The following is a 15,096-nucleotide window of genomic DNA, read 5'->3' as shown; positions in this document are numbered from 1 at the left end:
GTAAACTGCCCGCCCCGTGTCATGTCTGCGAGCTGGAGTCGGCAATGCGTAAAGATAAGAAACAAGTGATTGGTGACGAGATCGGCGATGAGCAGATCAAGCTGTTCCTCGATTTTGAGCCGGTCGACGCCACTTCGCCGTCGCTGCACAAACTGATCAAGGCTTACCGTGGCCTGCGTATCGATGACTTCGAGCGCTTTCTGGGCTTCTTCGTCGCGGCGGGTTATGACGTTGATGGCAAAGACGAGCAGGGCAAGACCTTCGTTGAGCTGATCGCCGATCAGCGCAACGCCCCGGACTACATCGAACTGATCGAAAAGTCCCGCGGTTAAGGTCGAGAGACAAGATCAAAGGCCATAAAAAAACGCCCCGATCGGGGCGTTTTTTATGCGGCAAGATCAAGCGTAGCTTGGGGTCTCGCTGCTTTCTTCAACCAGTTCCAGCGCGATGTTGTTCTGCGTGTTGATCTTGCGATACAGCGCAGCATCGGTTTCCAGGACCTTTTCACGGGCCGGGAAGATCTCGGCGAGTTTGCCGGCCCACTCACCCTTGGCCTTGGCCGGGAAGCACTTCTCGATCAATTCCAGCATGATCGAAACGGTCACCGATGCTCCCGGCGAAGCGCCGAGCAGGGCAGCAAGGGAGCCGTCCTTGGCCGACACCAGTTCGGTACCGAACTGCAGGATGCCGCCCTTTTTCGGGTCTTTCTTGATGATCTGTACCCGTTGGCCGGCCACTTCCAGGCGCCAGTCTTCGGCTTTCGCCTCCGGGTAGAAACGGCGCAGGGAATCCAGACGCTGTTCCATCGATTGCATCACTTCGCTGACCAGGTACTTGGTCAGGTCCATGTTGTTTTTCGCCACGGCCAGCATCGGCCCGATGTTGCCGGCGCGAACCGACAGCGGCAGGTCCATGAAGGAGCCGTGCTTGAGGAACTTGGTGGTGAAACCGGCGTATGGCCCGAACAGCAGGGACTTCTTGCCATCGACCACGCGGGTGTCGAGGTGCGGCACCGACATCGGTGGCGAACCCACGGCCGCCTGGCTGTAAACCTTGGCCTGGTGGTGTTTGACCACTTCCGGGTTGTCGCAACGCAGCCACTGGCCGCTGATCGGGAAGCCGCCGAAGCCTTTGCTTTCTTCGATACCCGAAGCTTGCAGCAACGGCAGCGCCGCGCCGCCCGCGCCGAGGAAGACGAATTTGGCGTCGACTTCACGGGTGTTGCCGTTGTTGACGTCCTTGATGCTGACGGTCCAGCCGTCACCGTTACGCTTGAGGCCAGTGACGCGCTTGCAGTATTTGACTTGCGTGTCCGGAGCGCTGGTCAGGTGCTTGAGCAACTGATTGGTCAGGGCGCCGAAGTTGACGTCGGTACCGTTCATCACGCGGGTCGCGGCGAGCACTTCGTCTTGCGCGCGGCCCGGCATCATCAGTGGCATCCACTCGGCCATCTTGGCCTTGTCTTCGGTGTACTCCATGTCTGCGAAGGCGTGGTGCTTGCTCAACACGTCGAAGCGCGATTTGAGGAAAGACACGCCGCTGTCGCCCTGGACGAAACTCAGGTGTGGCACCGGGCTGATAAAGGATTTGCACGAGCCGAAAGTGCCTTTCCTGGTCAGGTACGACCAGAACTGCTTCGAAACCTCGAACTGGGTGTTGATGTGTACGGCTTTCTTGATGTCGACGGTGCCATCGGCGGCTTGCGGCGTGTAGTTCAGCTCGCACAGGCCGGCGTGACCGGTACCGGCGTTGTTCCATGGGTTGGAACTCTCCGCAGCACCGGAATCCATCAGCTCGACGACTTCCAGCTTGATCGCGGGGTCGAGCTCTTTGAGCAGTACTGCCAGGGTGGCACTCATGATGCCCGCCCCAACCAGAACTACGTCGACTGCTTCGTTATGCGCCATTTAACGCGTCTCCAAAATCTGCAGCACCAAATTGTCGGCATGGCTGCCAGGCGTTCCGGGACAGGTCAGTGATGTCCGGGCTATCCGTGGTCAGGTTCGCCATGTCCGAATCTTCGCAATTTTTCGCAACTTCGACGGATGTATGCGGCCTGGCTTCAAGAGCTCCATGAACTCATTTCAGCACGCAGCTGGCAATTCGACTTATGGTCGAGACATCCGTTTTTGTGCAACCAAATCCGTAGCGGACAGGCTTCAGGCTCCGATATTCGAGGTGTACCCGGTCCTGTGTCGTTGGGCTGTTTCAGACGCTAATGGTGCATGTTCAGACGCAAAACTTTTCATTTGCTCGCCACACTCTTGTGAAGTTGTGAAAACCCGTTTTTTTCACGCTCTTTTGAAGACGTGAACCTCAAAAAAGGGCTGTCCAGGCCTGGCACCTTGCCCGAGGGCAAAAACAACGCGGTGGCCGAGCGTCATGACAGCTCTGCAGATTCGCGAAAAGCGGGGTTTTTGCCGGAAGAACAGGCAAGCGCGCCAACTTCACTCGATCTGTGTGGGCGGCTCTCTGTGGGCGATTTTGATGTCAAATGCATGCGCATTGACGCTGTTGCGGGGCCCGATCAGGAGACGTCCTTATAATCGGGGGGAGATTGTATCGAAGAAATGCGGGCAGTTGCTCGTGTTTAATGACTTTTATTAGGCATCCGGTCAGATGCTCAACATCGCTTGCACCCGTGCACGGGGCTGCGACGCTATGACGCGGGCGCTGGCGGGCAGTGGCTGGTGCAACCAGTGGAGGCGGATTTCTTCGATTTCCACCCAGCCGTCACCCATCGGCTGCAGGCTGCACTGCTTGAAAGCCTGGCAATGGCCGTTACGGTCGAGCAGGGCGAAGCTGCGGTGCAGCGGGCGTGGCGCGAACAACGAGATCAGATAACGCATGGTTGAGTACCTTGTGGGGGACTGATTACAAGGTTGTCAAAGCGCCGTGACGTGAACGTGTATGCCGGGTGAATAATCTGTGACAGGAACCGCTTTCCCACGGGTTTGTCAGACATTTCAGTATTCACTGTCGGGCGCTGGTTACCCGCAGTGGCCCACCGCTATACTGCCGGCCTGTTTGTGCCTGATTCTGGAGAGAAGAGCATGTTGCAACGCCTGTTGTTCGGTTTGATCACTGTGGCCGGTTTGACCCTGGCCGGCTGCGCCCACAGCCCGCAACAACTGAACCCGGAGCCGAAGCTGACCACTCAGCTGCCAGCGGTCGGCCGTGGTCAGCCTGTTGTTGTGCGTGTAGTAGACGGTCGTCCGTCGCCAACTTTGGGCACGCGTGGCGGTCTGTACCCGGAAACCAGCGCCATCACCGTGCAGCGCGAGCAGATCCTGCCGAAGCTGCAGGCTCAGGCTGAAGCCGCCGTGCGTCTGCTCGGTTTCACCCCGACCAACAACGCGCCGAACGCGCCGCAGTTGACCGTGACTCTGGCCGAGCTGAAGTATCAGTCGCCGAAAGAAGGCATGTACGTGACTGAAGCCACCATCGGCGCGACCTTCCGCTCAGACGTGCAAAACGCCAACCGCCGTTACAGCGGCCGTTACGGTGCGTCGCTGGACCAGCGTTTCGGCATGGCGCCGAACCAGGAAACCAACACCAAACTGGTCAGCGATGTGTTGAGCGATGCGCTGACGCGTCTGTTCAAGGATCCGACGGTGGGTCAGGTGCTGGCTGAGTAAGTTTTCGGCGGATGTGAAAAAGCCCGGGATCAGCGATGAGCCCGGGCTTTTTTGTGGGACCTGAAATCGTAACCCCCTCACCTCAGCCCTCTCCCCCAAAGGGGGCGAGGGGGAAGGGAGCCGATCTGTGTTGTTCTTGAGATCTACATTCACCTCGAACCTTCAGGTCGATGCACCTCGAAAAGCACCCTCACCCTAGCCCTCTCCCTCCGGGAGAGGGCTAGGGTGAGGGTGCTTTTGCTTTTAGGCAGCCTGGGAATAGAAGTCGAGCACGCTAACGCCCGTCAGCAAATCCGTCTCCGGCAAATCCGCATGCTGATGCCCGCCGAGCGCGCAATACACCAGCCAATGGCGATCCTGAACGTTAAAAGCGAGACTGCCGACGAGGCTTTGCTGTTCGTCGTAAGGGGTAATGAGATAAAGGCGATCCTGGTTTTCAGCGTGAAGCATGTCGCGTTCCATGTGTGTTTCGAGGCGCGCAGGGTGGCCCATCCACATGACGATGCCGTGACACAGGACAGCCATCGGTCGATTATCAGGTAATTTGTCGCAAAGGCTGGGGCAGGGCTGCAAGGTTTCGGTAGAATCCGCGCCGCAGTCGCCGATCTGGCGTCTGCCACACCGGTTTAGATAGAGGTCTGTGATGTCGTTGCACTTGATGACACTGTTTACCGCCCATCCCGCCAAGTTGATCAACTTGCTGGCGTTGTTGTTGGCGTTTCCGGGCAGTTGGCTGCTGCACGCCACCCGCCGCCGTGAACAGCGCGCGATGGCCAGCATCGCCGCCCAGCGTCAGGCGCAGCCGAAAGCCGAGCCGATACTGGATTGGGCGACCTTGCGCATGAACCGGTTTTTCTATCGTTTTGGTTTTGCCTGCCTGGGCCTGGCCCTGATCGTCTCCTGGATCAGCACCCGCTTCTGAAAGCTTCCGGCATAAAAAAACGGCGCCCGAAGGCGCCGTTTTTGCGTCTGCTGGAAACCGCTTACAGCGGCAACCCAGCCTTGACCCGGTACTGATTACGCACCGGCGTCGCATATTGCAGAACCAGATACGGACGGTGCTCTTCAGGGCACGCATCCAGCCGTTCCTGCCATTCTTCCTGCGCCTTGGCCAGTTCATCCGCCGGGAACACCTCGGCAGCCTTCGGCACATTCAACTGCGGGTCAGCATCAGTCCACTGTGCGTACGCCAGGTAGTGCACCGGGAACAACCGGTAACCGCCAAGAATCTGCTTGTCCATTTCGACCGCCAATTGCTTGGTGTCTTCAAACAGCTCAGTGATCGGCGCAGCAAAGTTCACATGCACGCGCCCTTTGTAGCCAGTGATGCCCTTGGCGATGCTCACGTCATCCTCGCCCGGCGCTTTCGCGTAGGTGCCGGTGGTGGCGCGGATGTACAGCTCACGGGCCTTGGCCTGATCGCAGGGGTCGTATTCGTAGCTGATCGACACCGGGGTGACGTTCAGCGAGCGGATGACTTCACCGAACGGCTCATCCTTGCGGCTCATATGGAACATCTTGAGGATCGCCGACTCGGTGCGGTCGTCGCCGTCCTTCGCCCGGCCTTCGGCCTGAGCAATCCAGATCGAGGCGCAATCGTTGCGGATCGAGTGGTTGATGTACGCCGACAACAGTTGATACGCGGCCATTTTCTCGCGACGGCCGGTGATCGAGCGGTGCACGATAAAGCTCTTGTTCAAACGCATCAGATCGCTGACAAACGGTTTTTGCAGCAAGTTGTCGCCAATCGCGATGCGCGGCGTCGGCAGGCCGGCGTGGTACACGGCGTAGTTGACGAAGGCCGGGTCCATCACGATATCGCGGTGGTTGGCGATGAACAGATAAGCGCTGCCGGACTTGAATTGCTCGACACCGGTGTAGGTCACGCCGTCGGTGGCGCGCTCAATGGTGTGGTCGACGTAGGACTCGACCTTGTCCTGCAACGTCGCCACCGAGGTCACGTCGGCGAACTCACGACGCAGCCGATGGGCTATAAGTGGTTTGAGCATCCAGCCGAAGGCACCGGCAAAACGCGGGAAGCGGAAGTGGGTGAGGATATCTAGAAACGCCTTGTCGCCGAGCAGTCTTGCCAGTACCACAGGTACTTCGCTGTCGTCGTAAGGTCGGATGGCATCGAATTCGCCCATCATGCTCTCTTGTTGGAAACGGCTAGGGTAAGTAAAGGTTTTGATCGAAAACCCGCGGGGCACGGTCTGAAAAAGTAGCCAGACAAAAATAGCCCTGCAAATAGACCGGCGATTATACGCACAAGTCACTTGGGAGACCGCGATGCTGGAAGCCGCTGAATACGAATGTCCTTATTGTGGTGAAACGGTCGAGACGTCAGTGGACCTTTCCGGCGGCGATCAGACCTACATCGAGGACTGTCAGGTGTGTTGTCGGCCAATCACGTTCGTGTTGCAGGTCCATGGAGAGGACTGGTTTCTGGAAGTTTTCAGCGAGAACGAATAAGGGGCGCCCATGCAGCGAATTTACGAGCCGGAAAACCTGATGGAAGGTGAAATGCTCAAGGGCATGCTCGCCAGCGAAGGCATCGAGGCGCATTTGATTGGCCGCGATTTGCTCGGTGGTACGGGCGAATTGCCGATTTTCGGTCTGCTGGGACTGTCCGTCGATAACGACCAGGCTGAATACGCCCGCGAGCTGATCACCGCGTACAATGCCGCGCTGCCGCTGCCCGGCGATGAACCGGAGAGCTTCCCCGGAACGCTGGTCTGTTAGGCTGAGCTTCGTTTTACTTCAGAGTCGTGTTGCCCCATGTGTGGACGTTATGCCCTGTTTCGCTGGAACCGCGATTTCGCGGCCCTGCCAGGTTTTCCCGCCGATCAGCAGGCGCAGTGGAACATTTCCCCCAATGATTCGGTGTTGATGCTGCGTGCAGGTGAAGACGGTGCGCGCACACTGGCCCGCGCCCGTTGGGGGCTGACGCCGCCGTGGCTGACCGATTTGTCGAAGACGCCGGCGCATGCCCGTGCGGAAACCGTGGCTGAGCAACCTATGTTTCGTGAGGCACTGCGCCAGCGTCGCTGCCTGCTGCCGGCGAACGGTTTTTACGAGTGGCGCGGGACCCAGCGCAAGCGGCCGTACTGGCTGACACCGGGGGAGGGCTCGTCACTGTTTTTTGCGGCGATCTGGGAGGCTTATCCGGTTCAGGAGCAGGTTTGGTTGAGTACGGCGGTGATTACCCAGCCGGCGTCGAGTCAGCGCCGGCCGTTGATCCTTGATGAAGCAGGGCAGGCGGCGTGGCTTGATCCCGAGACGCCGTTGCATGTGTTGCAGGGGTTGCTGGCCAGTGAGCCGGCGGTGCTGCGCGAGCGGGTGTTGGCGAATCTGATCAATGATCCCAAGCTCAACGGGCCGGAGTGCCTGACCCCGGGTTAAAGCATTTGGATCAAAAGCCCCTCACCCTAGCCCTCTCCCGGGGGGAGAGGGGACCGACCGAGTTGTCTTGAGCGATTCACCGACCTGATGCATCGAGTCGATTATGGATTCAGTGAAGATCTTTCAGGTCGGTGTCATTCTGAAATATCTTCCAATCAGTCCCTTCTCCCTCTGGGAGAGGGTTAGGGTGAGGGGCTTCTCGCTTTTCAGACCTTGAACTGATTGATCAACCGCCGCTGCTGCTCTGCCAGTTTGGTCAAATCGGCACTCGCTGAACTCGACTCATCCGCACCGCCCGCCACTTCATTGGCCACTTGCCCGATATTGATCACGTTACGGTTAATGTCATCGGCCACTGCACTCTGTTCTTCCGCCGCACTGGCAATCTGCGTGTTCATGTCGTTGATCACCGACACCGCCTGGGTAATCGTCTCCAGCGCCTCGGCCGCTTTCGCCGCGTGCTGCACGCTTTCGTCGGTGCGGTTCTGGCTGTCTTCCATGACCCGCACCACGTCGCGCGTGCCCTGTTGCAGTTGCTGGATCATGGTCTGGATTTCTTCGGTAGCCTTCTGGGTTTTCTGCGCCAGATTGCGCACCTCGTCGGCGACCACGGCAAAGCCGCGACCTTGCTCACCTGCACGTGCCGCTTCAATTGCCGCGTTCAAGGCGAGCAAATTGGTCTGCTCGGCAATCCCGCGAATCGCCGTGAGGATCGCATTGATGTTCTCGCTGTCCTTGGCCAGCGTTTGCACTACGCCTACCGCCTTGCCGATTTCCACGGCCAGTACGCCGATCGAATTGGACGTATCGCGGACGATCTGCATGCCCTGACTCGCCGCTTGATCAGCATGGCTGGCCGCTTGTGCCGCCTGCGTCGCGTTACGCGCGACATCCTGCGCGGTGGCGGTCATTTCCTGCACCGCCGTGGCGACCTGATCGATCTCGGCCATTTGTTTCTGAATACCGATGTTGGTGCGAATCGCGATGTCAGCGGTGTGTTCCGAAGAATCGCTGACACTCTGCACCGACGTCACTACTTGCGTGATCATCGCCTGCAATTTGGCCAAAAAGGTGTTGAAGCCCTTGGCGATCGATCCCAATTCATCGCTGCGATCACTGCTCAAGCGTCGGGTCAGATCACCTTCACCCTGAGCAATGTCATTGAGCATGGCGACCATCTGCTTCAGCGGTCGGGCGATGCCGTGGCCGACCAGCCAGATCACCAGCAAGCCGAGGCCGGCGATGAGCAGACCGACCATGGCCATGCCGAAGGTGTCGGATTTACGCTGAGCATCCAGATCGGCCTGTAGCTTTTGCAGATCCGCCATCACCGCGTTGAGCGGCAGTTGCAGCATCAACGTCCAGCGCGCGTCGGTCTGGCCGATGCCGAACGGCAGGTACAACTCGATGCGGCCCTTATCCTTGTTGACCGAGTAAGTCACTTCACCGCGCTTGAGATCAGCCAGGTTGCCGATCTGCTCGGCGTCGAGGATATCGCTGACTTTTTCGCCGAACTTGCTGGCGTCCTTGGTGTAGGCAACGATCCGGCCGTTGCTGCCGATCAGGGCCATTTGCCCGGCGCCGCTGTAGAGCTTCTGGTTGGCAGCGAGGAGCATTTCCTGGATGAAGTTCACCGACAGGTCAGCACCGACGATGCCCTGGAAGGCGCTGTTGAGCATGATCGGTTCAATAAAAGAGGCGAGCATGACGATCTTGTCGCCGACCTTGTACGGCGCCGGATCGATCACACAGGCTTTTTTGCTCTCTTTCGAGCACAAGTAGTACTCGCTGGCGCGCACGCCGGTGGACAGCGTCTTCTGGTCGTCGACGTCGACCAGTTTGTCGAGGCCGAGGCTGCCGTCGTCGTTGCGGAACCACCACGGTAGGAAGCGCCCGTTGGCGGAATCGATGCCCACAACGCTGGTGCCGACGTAGGCCGCGTCATTGTGGTCCAGTGCGTTCTTTTCCCAGCCGATGTAAGTGCCGAGAATCTTCGGGTTCTTTTCGACGTTTTCTTTGATCAGGCTGATCAGTTGCTCGCGGCTGACGCTCAGGCGCGGCTGGCCATCGGTGCCCGGCGTGCCGAGCAGGGCGTTGACCCGCACCAGTGCGCCGGCAATCAGCAGCGGCGCTTCGAGTTCGCGCTGGATCTGGTTGACCTGGGTGTGTGCCAGCGAAGTCAGGCGCTGTTCGATGACTTGCTCAAACTGCGCCTGAGTGCGCTGCTGCACCATCTCTTGCGTGCGGGCGCCGGCAAACAGCGCGTACAGCACCAGCGCTGCCACCACGCTGAGAACGATGGCACCGGCCAGGGCGGCAACAGAAAACTGGATCGACTTGAACTTCATGGGAGCTCCGCACGCAAGAGGACGTCTGCGCTGATGTATCGGCAGGCAGCATTGGGCCATGAGTGCGAGCCGGTGCAATTGAAAGCCGATGTCGCAAATGGATCAGTGCGCGACGCAGTTGCACGGGGCTTGGCAGTCGCTGTGAATTTTTTACGACAGCTCTGGTGGGAAACGTCTGAAAGTCGTTGCATCACGTCCGTTGTATCTGGCGTCGATACAATTACCCGCCTAGGATACGCGCAGGTTTTCAGGGAGCTTTTGAATGAACAAGACATTGGTTGTAAGTGCACTGAGCGCAGCGCTGTTGCTGGTCGGTTGTCAGTCGGTCAACACCACCAGCGGCGGCGCCGTGGGGGTGGAGCGCAAGCAGTACATGTTCAGCATGCTGTCCTCGCAAGAGGTCGACCAGATGTATGCCCAGTCGTATCAGAAGACCGTCGGCGAGGCCTCCAGCAAAGGTGTGCTGGACAAGACCAGTCCCGAGGCCAAGCGGGTTCAGGCGATTGCCAACCGCCTGATCGCCCAGGCACCGAACTTCCGTCCGGATGCGGCGCAATGGCAGTGGGAGGTCAATCTGATCAAGAGCGACGAACTCAACGCCAACTGCGGGCCGGGCGGCAAGATCATTTTCTACACCGGGCTGATCGACAGCCTGAAGCTCACCGATGATGAAATCGCTGCGGTCATGGGCCATGAAATTGCCCACGCCCTGCGCGAGCACGGTCGTGAAGCAATGTCCAAGGCTTACGGGATTGAAATGGCCAAGCAGGGCGCGGGTGCGTTGCTGGGGCTGGGTCAGGACAGTCTGGCGCTGGCCGACACCGTGGCCAACTACGGCATGACCCTGCCGAACAGCCGCGCCAACGAAAACGAAGCCGATCTGATCGGCCTGGAACTGGCCGCACGCGCCGGCTACAACCCGAATGCCGCGATCACGTTGTGGAACAAGATGAGCAAGGCTTCGGAAGGCTCGCCGCCGGAATTCATGAGTACCCACCCGGCCTCGGCCAGCCGGATTGCCTCGTTGCAGGCGGCGATTCCGAAGGTTATGCCGCTGTACGAACAGGCCCCGAAGTCCTGAGTCGATGATCGTTCCCACGCTCTGCGTGGGAATGCCTCAAGGGACGCTCCGTGTTCCAAAAGGGACGCAGAGCGTCCCCGGCTGCATTCCCACGCAGAGCGTGGGAACGAGCGGCGTCGGCAGGGTTAAACCCAGCCACTGCTCTGCATCGCCTTGTACACCGCTACGATGGCCAGAATCATGAACGCCGATGCCGCGAGGCGACGGATCAAGGTCAGCGGCAATTTGTCCGCAGCAAAGTTACCCGCCAATACCACCGGCACGTTGGCAATCAACATGCCCGCCGTCGTACCGATAATCACCAGCCACAGATCCGGGTATTGCGCCGCGAGCATCACCGTCGCGACCTGAGTCTTGTCACCCATTTCTGCCAGGAAGAATGCAATCAGTGTGGTCAGGAACGGCCCGAACTTGCGCGCGGTGCTGGTTTCATCGTCGTCCATTTTGTCCGGCACCAGTGTCCACAGCGCCGTGGCCGTAAAGCTCGCGGCGAGAATCCAGTGCAGCGTCGCATTCGAGAAGAAACTGCCGAACCAGGCGCCTACCGCACCGGCTGCTGCGTGGTTGGCCAGGGTCGCGGCGACAATACCGGCAATGATCGGCCAGGGTTTGCGGAAGCGAGCGGCGAGAATCAGCGCGAGCAGTTGCGTCTTGTCGCCGATTTCGGCCAAGGCAACGATTGCGGTGGGAACGAGTAACGAGTCCAGCATCAGGATTTCCTAAGGGGCGGGTCGACACGGCTATGACACGTACAGCCTTCCCGCCCCGGGTAAGGTGTGCGTGTCATAGGTCTTGTCAAACCCTGCGAACCGTCTGCTGCGGACGCTTGGGTCGCATACGCCATGATCTGAGGATCAAGTATGTTGACGTATGCCGGACGAGCTTGGCGCTCGTGGGAGACTACTCCCCTAGGACGGAGCGGATTCTGCCTAGGCAAATCCGTTTGGGCAAGAACAAATTTTCAGCCGCGCTTGGCCCGGTAAATCCGGAAACCATTGCCTTCCGCCTTGATCGCACACACGCCAAGATGTTCTTCGATCAGCGGTTGATACTTAAGGAAGCTGTTCGCCACCAAGCGCAGTTCGCCGCCGTTTTTCAGATGTTTGGCCGCTTTTCGCAGCAAATTTTCGGTAGCTAAGTAATCGGTGTGCACGCCGACATGAAACGGCGGGTTGCTCAGAATCGCGTTCAAACCCATCGGCGCAGCGTCGATCCCGTCCCCGGTCAACACTTCGGCTTCCAGGCCGTTGGCAGCCAGCGTCAGACGGCTGCTGGCGGCGGCGAACGCATCGACATCGAGCAGCGTGACCTGATTGTGCGGGTAGCGACGTTTGACCGCAGCGCCCAACACGCCAGCGCCGCAACCGAAGTCGAGCAGGTGGCCGCTCGGCAGTTTGTCCAGATGCTCCAGCAGCAGGGCGCTGCCGCGATCCAGGCGACCGTGGCTGAACACGCCCGGCAGGCTGATGACTTTCAGCGGGCCTTCGGCCAAAGGCAATTCATAGGTCTGCGCCAGGCTTTCCAGCGACTTGGCTTCCGGGGCATTGGCCACAGTGACTTGCCAGAGCTGGCAGTGACGCGCGCTGTCGAGTTTGCGCGGCTTGCCGAACGGGTTGAGCTGCTTGGACGCGCCCTCGATGCCGCTGCGTTTTTCCCCGACCAGAAACACTTCGCGCCCGGCCAGGCGTGAAGCCACGGCGTTGAGGATGTAATCGGTCAGATCCTTGGACTTGGGCAGGAACACCACAGCGCTGTCGAACTCGCGCTCGGGAACATTCACGCCGAAATGGCTGCGGCCTTCGAAACGGGCGTCCAGCGCGGCTTGATCGCCGGCATGCCAGCACCAGCCGAATGCGTTCGGCAGGCGTCCAAGCAAATCGTCGGCGGGCAAACCGGCCAGCAACAACGAACCTTGAAACAACTCGGGCTGACGAAGCAGTACTTCACTGCGCGGATCCATAACTGCTCCTCAAAAAAAAGTGCCGCAGTTTATCAACTGACGACCCGCAGCGCCTTACCGCTGAAGAACGCCTGAGCGTTTTCGGTCAATTGGCCGACGATGCGCTGGCGTGCCTCGCGGCTGCCCCAAGCGTTGTGCGGGGTAACGATCAGGCGTGGGATGTCCACCGCGAGCAACGGATTGCCCTGGGTCGGCGGCTCGACGCTCAACACATCGGTAGCCGCGCCGCCGAGGTGGCCATTGCGCAAAGCATCGACCAGCGCCTGTTCATCGATCAGGCCGCCACGTGCGGTGTTGACCACGAACGCACCTGGCTTCATCGAGGCCAACTCGCGGGCACCGATGAAATGGCGAGTGTGTTCGTTGAGCGGGCAGTGCAGGGTGAGGGCGTCGATTTGCGGCAGCAGTTGATCCAGCGGCAAACGATCCGGGCGAGCAGGGCGCCCGGGAATCTGCCCGAGCAACACACGCATGCCGAACGCTTCGGCCAGTCGCGCCACGGCGCCGCCGAGTTCGCCATGACCGAGCAAGCCGAGGGTTTTGCCCTCCAGTTCGACAATCGGGTAGTCGAGCAGGCAGAACTGTTTGGCCTGCTGCCAACGACCTTCGCCGACGGCCTTCTGGTAATCGGCCAGCCGGGTGGCGAGGTTGAGCAGCAGCATGATCGTGTGCTGCGCCACTGACGGCGTGCCGTAACCCTGGCAGTTGCACACGGTGATGCCCTGCGCGCGCGCCGCGGCGAGGTCGACGTTGTTGGTGCCGGTGGCGGTGATCAGGATCAGTTTCAGATCGGGGTTGGCAGCCATGGCGGCAGCATCGATCAGGATCTTGTTGCTGATCGCCACGGTGGCACCTTGCAGGCGCTCGGCAACCTGCTCGGGCAAGGTCTGGGCGAACAGGTGCAAATCGCTGAAACATTCGCGCAATGGATTGAGGTCGAGGTCGCCGAGATCCAGCGAAGGGTGATCAAGGAATACCGCGCGGCGCGTGTTCGTCATCAACTGTACCTTTTGTGCTGTGAGCGTTGGGCGTAATCTGCCGAGCCTACCAGATGAAACAAATTGATACGCTTGGCCGAAAGGAGCCCCCATGTACTGGACCGAGTTCTTGACCGTTGCACTGATCCATCTGTTGGCCGTGGCCAGCCCTGGCCCGGACTTTGCCGTGGTGGTGCGCGAGAGCGTGACCCACGGGCGTCGCGCCGGCACCTGGACCGCACTGGGTGTGGGCACGGCGATTTTCCTGCATGTCGGTTATTCGTTGCTCGGCATCGGCCTGATCGTGTCGCAATCGATTGTGCTGTTCAACGCCTTGAAGTGGGCGGCTGCGGCTTATCTGCTGTACATCGGTTTCAAAGCCTTGCGTGCGCAGCCGGCGAAAACCGTGACCGACGATCTGCATAAAGAAGCCGGCGTGCGTACCGCACGCGGCGCGTTCACCTCGGGTTTCGTGACCAATGGTTTGAATCCGAAAGCCACGCTGTTCTTCCTGTCGTTGTTCACCGTGGTGATCAACCCGCATACGCCGCTGGCGGTGCAGGCCGGTTACGGGATTTATCTGGCTGTCGCGACGGCCATCTGGTTCTGCCTGGTGGCGATGCTGTTCAGCCAGCAACGGGTACGTGCCGGTTTCGCCCGCATGGGGCATTGGTTTGATCGCACCATGGGCGCGGTGCTGATTGCTCTCGGCGTGAAAATCGCGTTTACCGAGATGCACTAAGAGCTGAAACGCGATCAAACTGTGGGAGCGAGCTTGCTCGCGAAGGCGTTGGGTCAGTTGACATTATTGGTGGCTGAAAGACCGCTTTCGCGAGCAGGCTCGCTCCCACAGGGTCTTACACAAGTTCGCTGAGCTTGCTCAGGGTATTCAGATATTCGCGGGGATTTTCCCCAAGCAAACGGCGAAACATCGCGCTGAACGCCCGCGCGCTGCCGTAACCCAGATCCCGCGCCACACACTGCACGCTGTCCCCGGCGAGCAGGCGTGGCAGGGCTTCCATCAGGCGCAATTGCTGGCGCCAAGCGTTGAAATTCATCTGTAGTTGTTGCTGGAACAGCCGCGCCAATGTCCGTGAGCTGGCGCCGACCTGCTGCGCCCAGTCTTCCAAAGTGTTTGGGTGATCCGGGGTGTGCAGCAGCGCCAGACAGATGTTTTGCAGGCGCCGGTCAGTGGGCATCGGGATATGCAGCGGCAGGTCTTCCAGGCTGGCCAGTTCTTCGAGCATCAATTGCTGAATCAACGGATTGTCGGCGTGCGGCGGGCCTTGCACGGCGCGCAGGATCAGCTCGCGCAACAACGGCGTCACTGCCAGCACGCAACACTGCTGCAGGCTCCCCGGTGACAGCTCGGGAGCGATGAACAGCGAGCGCATTTGCACATCGCCACTCATGAAAATCTCGTGCGCCACCTCTGGCGGAATCCATACCGCACGACTCGGTGGAATCACCCACGCGCCGGATGCAGTGACCACGCGCATGATTCCGCTGACGGCATACAGCAACTGCGCCTCACGATGCAGATGCAACGGCTGGTGCGCGCGATCCAGGTAATCCCGGGGGTAGGCGCTTACCGGGCCGTGTTCGAAGTGGCTGATCAACATGTCTGGTTTGATGACTTGCTTGGCAGGAATGCGCTTTACGGCCAACTTAGCATAGCGGTACACAACAA

General features: G+C 59.6%; 17 protein-coding genes and 1 riboswitch. Of the genes, 8 read left to right on the top strand and 9 right to left on the bottom strand.

The genetic code is table 11. The features are described from left to right. Positions 1-44 precede the first annotated feature (44 nt). The gene (locus ACZ0A4_RS18885; protein ID WP_463575942.1) at positions 45-332 is read left to right on the top strand and encodes a PA4642 family protein; all 288 of its coding nucleotides are present in this window, start codon (positions 45-47) and stop codon (positions 330-332) included. 66 nt (positions 333-398) lie between these two features. Here ACZ0A4_RS18885 and mqo read toward each other — a convergent pair whose 3' ends face one another. Both mqo and ACZ0A4_RS18875 read right to left on the bottom strand, forming a co-directional pair. Further along, positions 399-1,907 (bottom strand): malate dehydrogenase (quinone), encoded by a 1,509-nt coding sequence (mqo, locus tag ACZ0A4_RS18880; RefSeq protein WP_463575941.1) that lies wholly within the window; start codon positions 1,905-1,907, stop codon positions 399-401. Positions 1,908-2,615: 708 nt separating this feature from the next. Next, positions 2,616-2,849 carry a hypothetical protein gene (locus ACZ0A4_RS18875; protein WP_116031505.1) on the bottom strand — a complete coding sequence of 78 codons (234 nt, stop codon included), beginning with the start codon at positions 2,847-2,849 and terminating at the stop codon, positions 2,616-2,618. 204 nt (positions 2,850-3,053) lie between these two features. Between ACZ0A4_RS18875 and ACZ0A4_RS18870 the strand changes: the two genes are divergently transcribed. Then, positions 3,054-3,638, top strand: coding sequence for a YajG family lipoprotein (locus tag ACZ0A4_RS18870; RefSeq protein WP_008086137.1), 585 nt, complete (start codon positions 3,054-3,056; stop codon positions 3,636-3,638). A gap of 243 nt (positions 3,639-3,881) precedes the next feature. On the opposite strand, the gene ACZ0A4_RS18865 is transcribed toward ACZ0A4_RS18870, so the two are convergent. Beyond that, positions 3,882-4,088 (bottom strand): hypothetical protein, encoded by a 207-nt coding sequence (locus ACZ0A4_RS18865; RefSeq protein ID WP_008083982.1) that lies wholly within the window; start codon positions 4,086-4,088, stop codon positions 3,882-3,884. A gap of 193 nt (positions 4,089-4,281) precedes the next feature. Here ACZ0A4_RS18865 and ACZ0A4_RS18860 point away from each other — a divergent pair, with 193 nt between their 5' ends. Further along, positions 4,282-4,560: a hypothetical protein gene (locus ACZ0A4_RS18860; RefSeq protein WP_463575940.1), complete on the top strand. Its 279-nt coding sequence runs from the start codon at positions 4,282-4,284 to the stop codon at positions 4,558-4,560. A gap of 61 nt (positions 4,561-4,621) precedes the next feature. On the opposite strand, the gene ACZ0A4_RS18855 is transcribed toward ACZ0A4_RS18860, so the two are convergent. Next, positions 4,622-5,785 carry a 1-acyl-sn-glycerol-3-phosphate acyltransferase gene (locus ACZ0A4_RS18855; RefSeq protein ID WP_463575939.1) on the bottom strand — a complete coding sequence of 388 codons (1,164 nt, stop codon included), beginning with the start codon at positions 5,783-5,785 and terminating at the stop codon, positions 4,622-4,624. A 142-nt stretch (positions 5,786-5,927) separates the two neighbouring features. Between ACZ0A4_RS18855 and ACZ0A4_RS18850 the strand changes: the two genes are divergently transcribed. Genes ACZ0A4_RS18850 through ACZ0A4_RS18840 form a run of 3 tightly spaced genes read left to right on the top strand, consistent with a single transcriptional unit; the run spans position 5,928 to position 7,040 of the window. Then, positions 5,928-6,110: a CPXCG motif-containing cysteine-rich protein gene (locus ACZ0A4_RS18850; protein ID WP_463575938.1), complete on the top strand. Its 183-nt coding sequence runs from the start codon at positions 5,928-5,930 to the stop codon at positions 6,108-6,110. 9 nt (positions 6,111-6,119) lie between these two features. Continuing rightward, complete coding sequence (locus tag ACZ0A4_RS18845; protein WP_007912819.1) at positions 6,120-6,380, top strand: putative signal transducing protein; 261 nt, start codon at positions 6,120-6,122, stop codon at positions 6,378-6,380. Between the two features lie 36 nt (positions 6,381-6,416). Beyond that, entirely contained in the window at positions 6,417-7,040 is a 624-nt protein-coding gene (locus tag ACZ0A4_RS18840; RefSeq protein ID WP_463575937.1) for an SOS response-associated peptidase, read from the top strand. 206 nt (positions 7,041-7,246) lie between these two features. On the opposite strand, the gene ACZ0A4_RS18835 is transcribed toward ACZ0A4_RS18840, so the two are convergent. Next, entirely contained in the window at positions 7,247-9,388 is a 2,142-nt protein-coding gene (locus tag ACZ0A4_RS18835; RefSeq protein WP_463575936.1) for a methyl-accepting chemotaxis protein, read from the bottom strand. Between the two features lie 262 nt (positions 9,389-9,650). Between ACZ0A4_RS18835 and ACZ0A4_RS18830 the strand changes: the two genes are divergently transcribed. Then, entirely contained in the window at positions 9,651-10,469 is an 819-nt protein-coding gene (locus ACZ0A4_RS18830) for a M48 family metallopeptidase (protein WP_463575934.1), read from the top strand. A 125-nt stretch (positions 10,470-10,594) separates the two neighbouring features. Here the strand turns inward: ACZ0A4_RS18830 and ACZ0A4_RS18825 are convergent, their stop codons facing one another. The 3 genes from ACZ0A4_RS18825 to ACZ0A4_RS18815 all read right to left on the bottom strand — a co-directional run bounded on the left by ACZ0A4_RS18825 (position 10,595) and on the right by ACZ0A4_RS18815 (position 13,427). After that, positions 10,595-11,179 carry a TMEM165/GDT1 family protein gene (locus tag ACZ0A4_RS18825; protein ID WP_007912813.1) on the bottom strand — a complete coding sequence of 195 codons (585 nt, stop codon included), beginning with the start codon at positions 11,177-11,179 and terminating at the stop codon, positions 10,595-10,597. 87 nt (positions 11,180-11,266) lie between these two features. Next, positions 11,267-11,391, bottom strand: a riboswitch (yybP-ykoY riboswitch). A 39-nt stretch (positions 11,392-11,430) separates the two neighbouring features. Continuing rightward, positions 11,431-12,429, bottom strand: a complete 999-nt coding sequence (locus tag ACZ0A4_RS18820) for a methyltransferase (RefSeq protein WP_463575933.1) — start codon at positions 12,427-12,429, stop codon at positions 11,431-11,433. A 32-nt stretch (positions 12,430-12,461) separates the two neighbouring features. Then, positions 12,462-13,427, bottom strand: coding sequence for a 2-hydroxyacid dehydrogenase (locus tag ACZ0A4_RS18815; protein ID WP_463575932.1), 966 nt, complete (start codon positions 13,425-13,427; stop codon positions 12,462-12,464). Positions 13,428-13,518: 91 nt separating this feature from the next. Between ACZ0A4_RS18815 and ACZ0A4_RS18810 the strand changes: the two genes are divergently transcribed. Next, a complete protein-coding gene (locus tag ACZ0A4_RS18810) occupies positions 13,519-14,148 on the top strand; it encodes a LysE family translocator (protein WP_007912807.1) in 630 nt (209 codons plus the stop codon). A 115-nt stretch (positions 14,149-14,263) separates the two neighbouring features. Here the strand turns inward: ACZ0A4_RS18810 and ACZ0A4_RS18805 are convergent, their stop codons facing one another. Continuing rightward, positions 14,264-15,028, bottom strand: a complete 765-nt coding sequence (locus ACZ0A4_RS18805; protein ID WP_463575931.1) for an AraC family transcriptional regulator — start codon at positions 15,026-15,028, stop codon at positions 14,264-14,266. Positions 15,029-15,096: the final 68 nt, after the last annotated feature.

The organism is Pseudomonas sp. AC172 (assembly GCF_979258595.1).
This window is presented reverse-complemented; position numbering and strand designations above follow the sequence as displayed.

Excerpts from the sequence above, each read along its gene's own strand:
- ACZ0A4_RS18810 (WP_007912807.1), top strand. The coding sequence starts at position 13,519 with ATGTACTGGACCGAGTTCTTGACCGTTGCACTGATCCATCTGTTGGCC.
- ACZ0A4_RS18820 (WP_463575933.1), bottom strand. The coding sequence starts at position 12,429 with ATGGATCCGCGCAGTGAAGTACTGCTTCGTCAGCCCGAGTTGTTTCAA.
- ACZ0A4_RS18875 (WP_116031505.1), bottom strand. The coding sequence starts at position 2,849 with ATGCGTTATCTGATCTCGTTGTTCGCGCCACGCCCGCTGCACCGCAGC.
- ACZ0A4_RS18870 (WP_008086137.1), top strand. The coding sequence starts at position 3,054 with ATGTTGCAACGCCTGTTGTTCGGTTTGATCACTGTGGCCGGTTTGACC.
- ACZ0A4_RS18840 (WP_463575937.1), top strand. The coding sequence starts at position 6,417 with ATGTGTGGACGTTATGCCCTGTTTCGCTGGAACCGCGATTTCGCGGCC.
- ACZ0A4_RS18825 (WP_007912813.1), bottom strand. The coding sequence starts at position 11,179 with ATGCTGGACTCGTTACTCGTTCCCACCGCAATCGTTGCCTTGGCCGAA.
- ACZ0A4_RS18805 (WP_463575931.1), bottom strand. The coding sequence starts at position 15,028 with ATGTTGATCAGCCACTTCGAACACGGCCCGGTAAGCGCCTACCCCCGG.
- ACZ0A4_RS18830 (WP_463575934.1), top strand. The coding sequence starts at position 9,651 with ATGAACAAGACATTGGTTGTAAGTGCACTGAGCGCAGCGCTGTTGCTG.
- ACZ0A4_RS18855 (WP_463575939.1), bottom strand. The coding sequence starts at position 5,785 with ATGGGCGAATTCGATGCCATCCGACCTTACGACGACAGCGAAGTACCT.
- ACZ0A4_RS18865 (WP_008083982.1), bottom strand. The coding sequence starts at position 4,088 with ATGCTTCACGCTGAAAACCAGGATCGCCTTTATCTCATTACCCCTTAC.
- ACZ0A4_RS18835 (WP_463575936.1), bottom strand. The coding sequence starts at position 9,388 with ATGAAGTTCAAGTCGATCCAGTTTTCTGTTGCCGCCCTGGCCGGTGCC.
- ACZ0A4_RS18860 (WP_463575940.1), top strand. The coding sequence starts at position 4,282 with ATGTCGTTGCACTTGATGACACTGTTTACCGCCCATCCCGCCAAGTTG.
- mqo (WP_463575941.1), bottom strand. The coding sequence starts at position 1,907 with ATGGCGCATAACGAAGCAGTCGACGTAGTTCTGGTTGGGGCGGGCATC.
- ACZ0A4_RS18850 (WP_463575938.1), top strand. The coding sequence starts at position 5,928 with ATGCTGGAAGCCGCTGAATACGAATGTCCTTATTGTGGTGAAACGGTC.
- ACZ0A4_RS18815 (WP_463575932.1), bottom strand. The coding sequence starts at position 13,427 with ATGACGAACACGCGCCGCGCGGTATTCCTTGATCACCCTTCGCTGGAT.
- ACZ0A4_RS18845 (WP_007912819.1), top strand. The coding sequence starts at position 6,120 with ATGCAGCGAATTTACGAGCCGGAAAACCTGATGGAAGGTGAAATGCTC.
- ACZ0A4_RS18885 (WP_463575942.1), top strand. The coding sequence starts at position 45 with ATGCGTAAAGATAAGAAACAAGTGATTGGTGACGAGATCGGCGATGAG.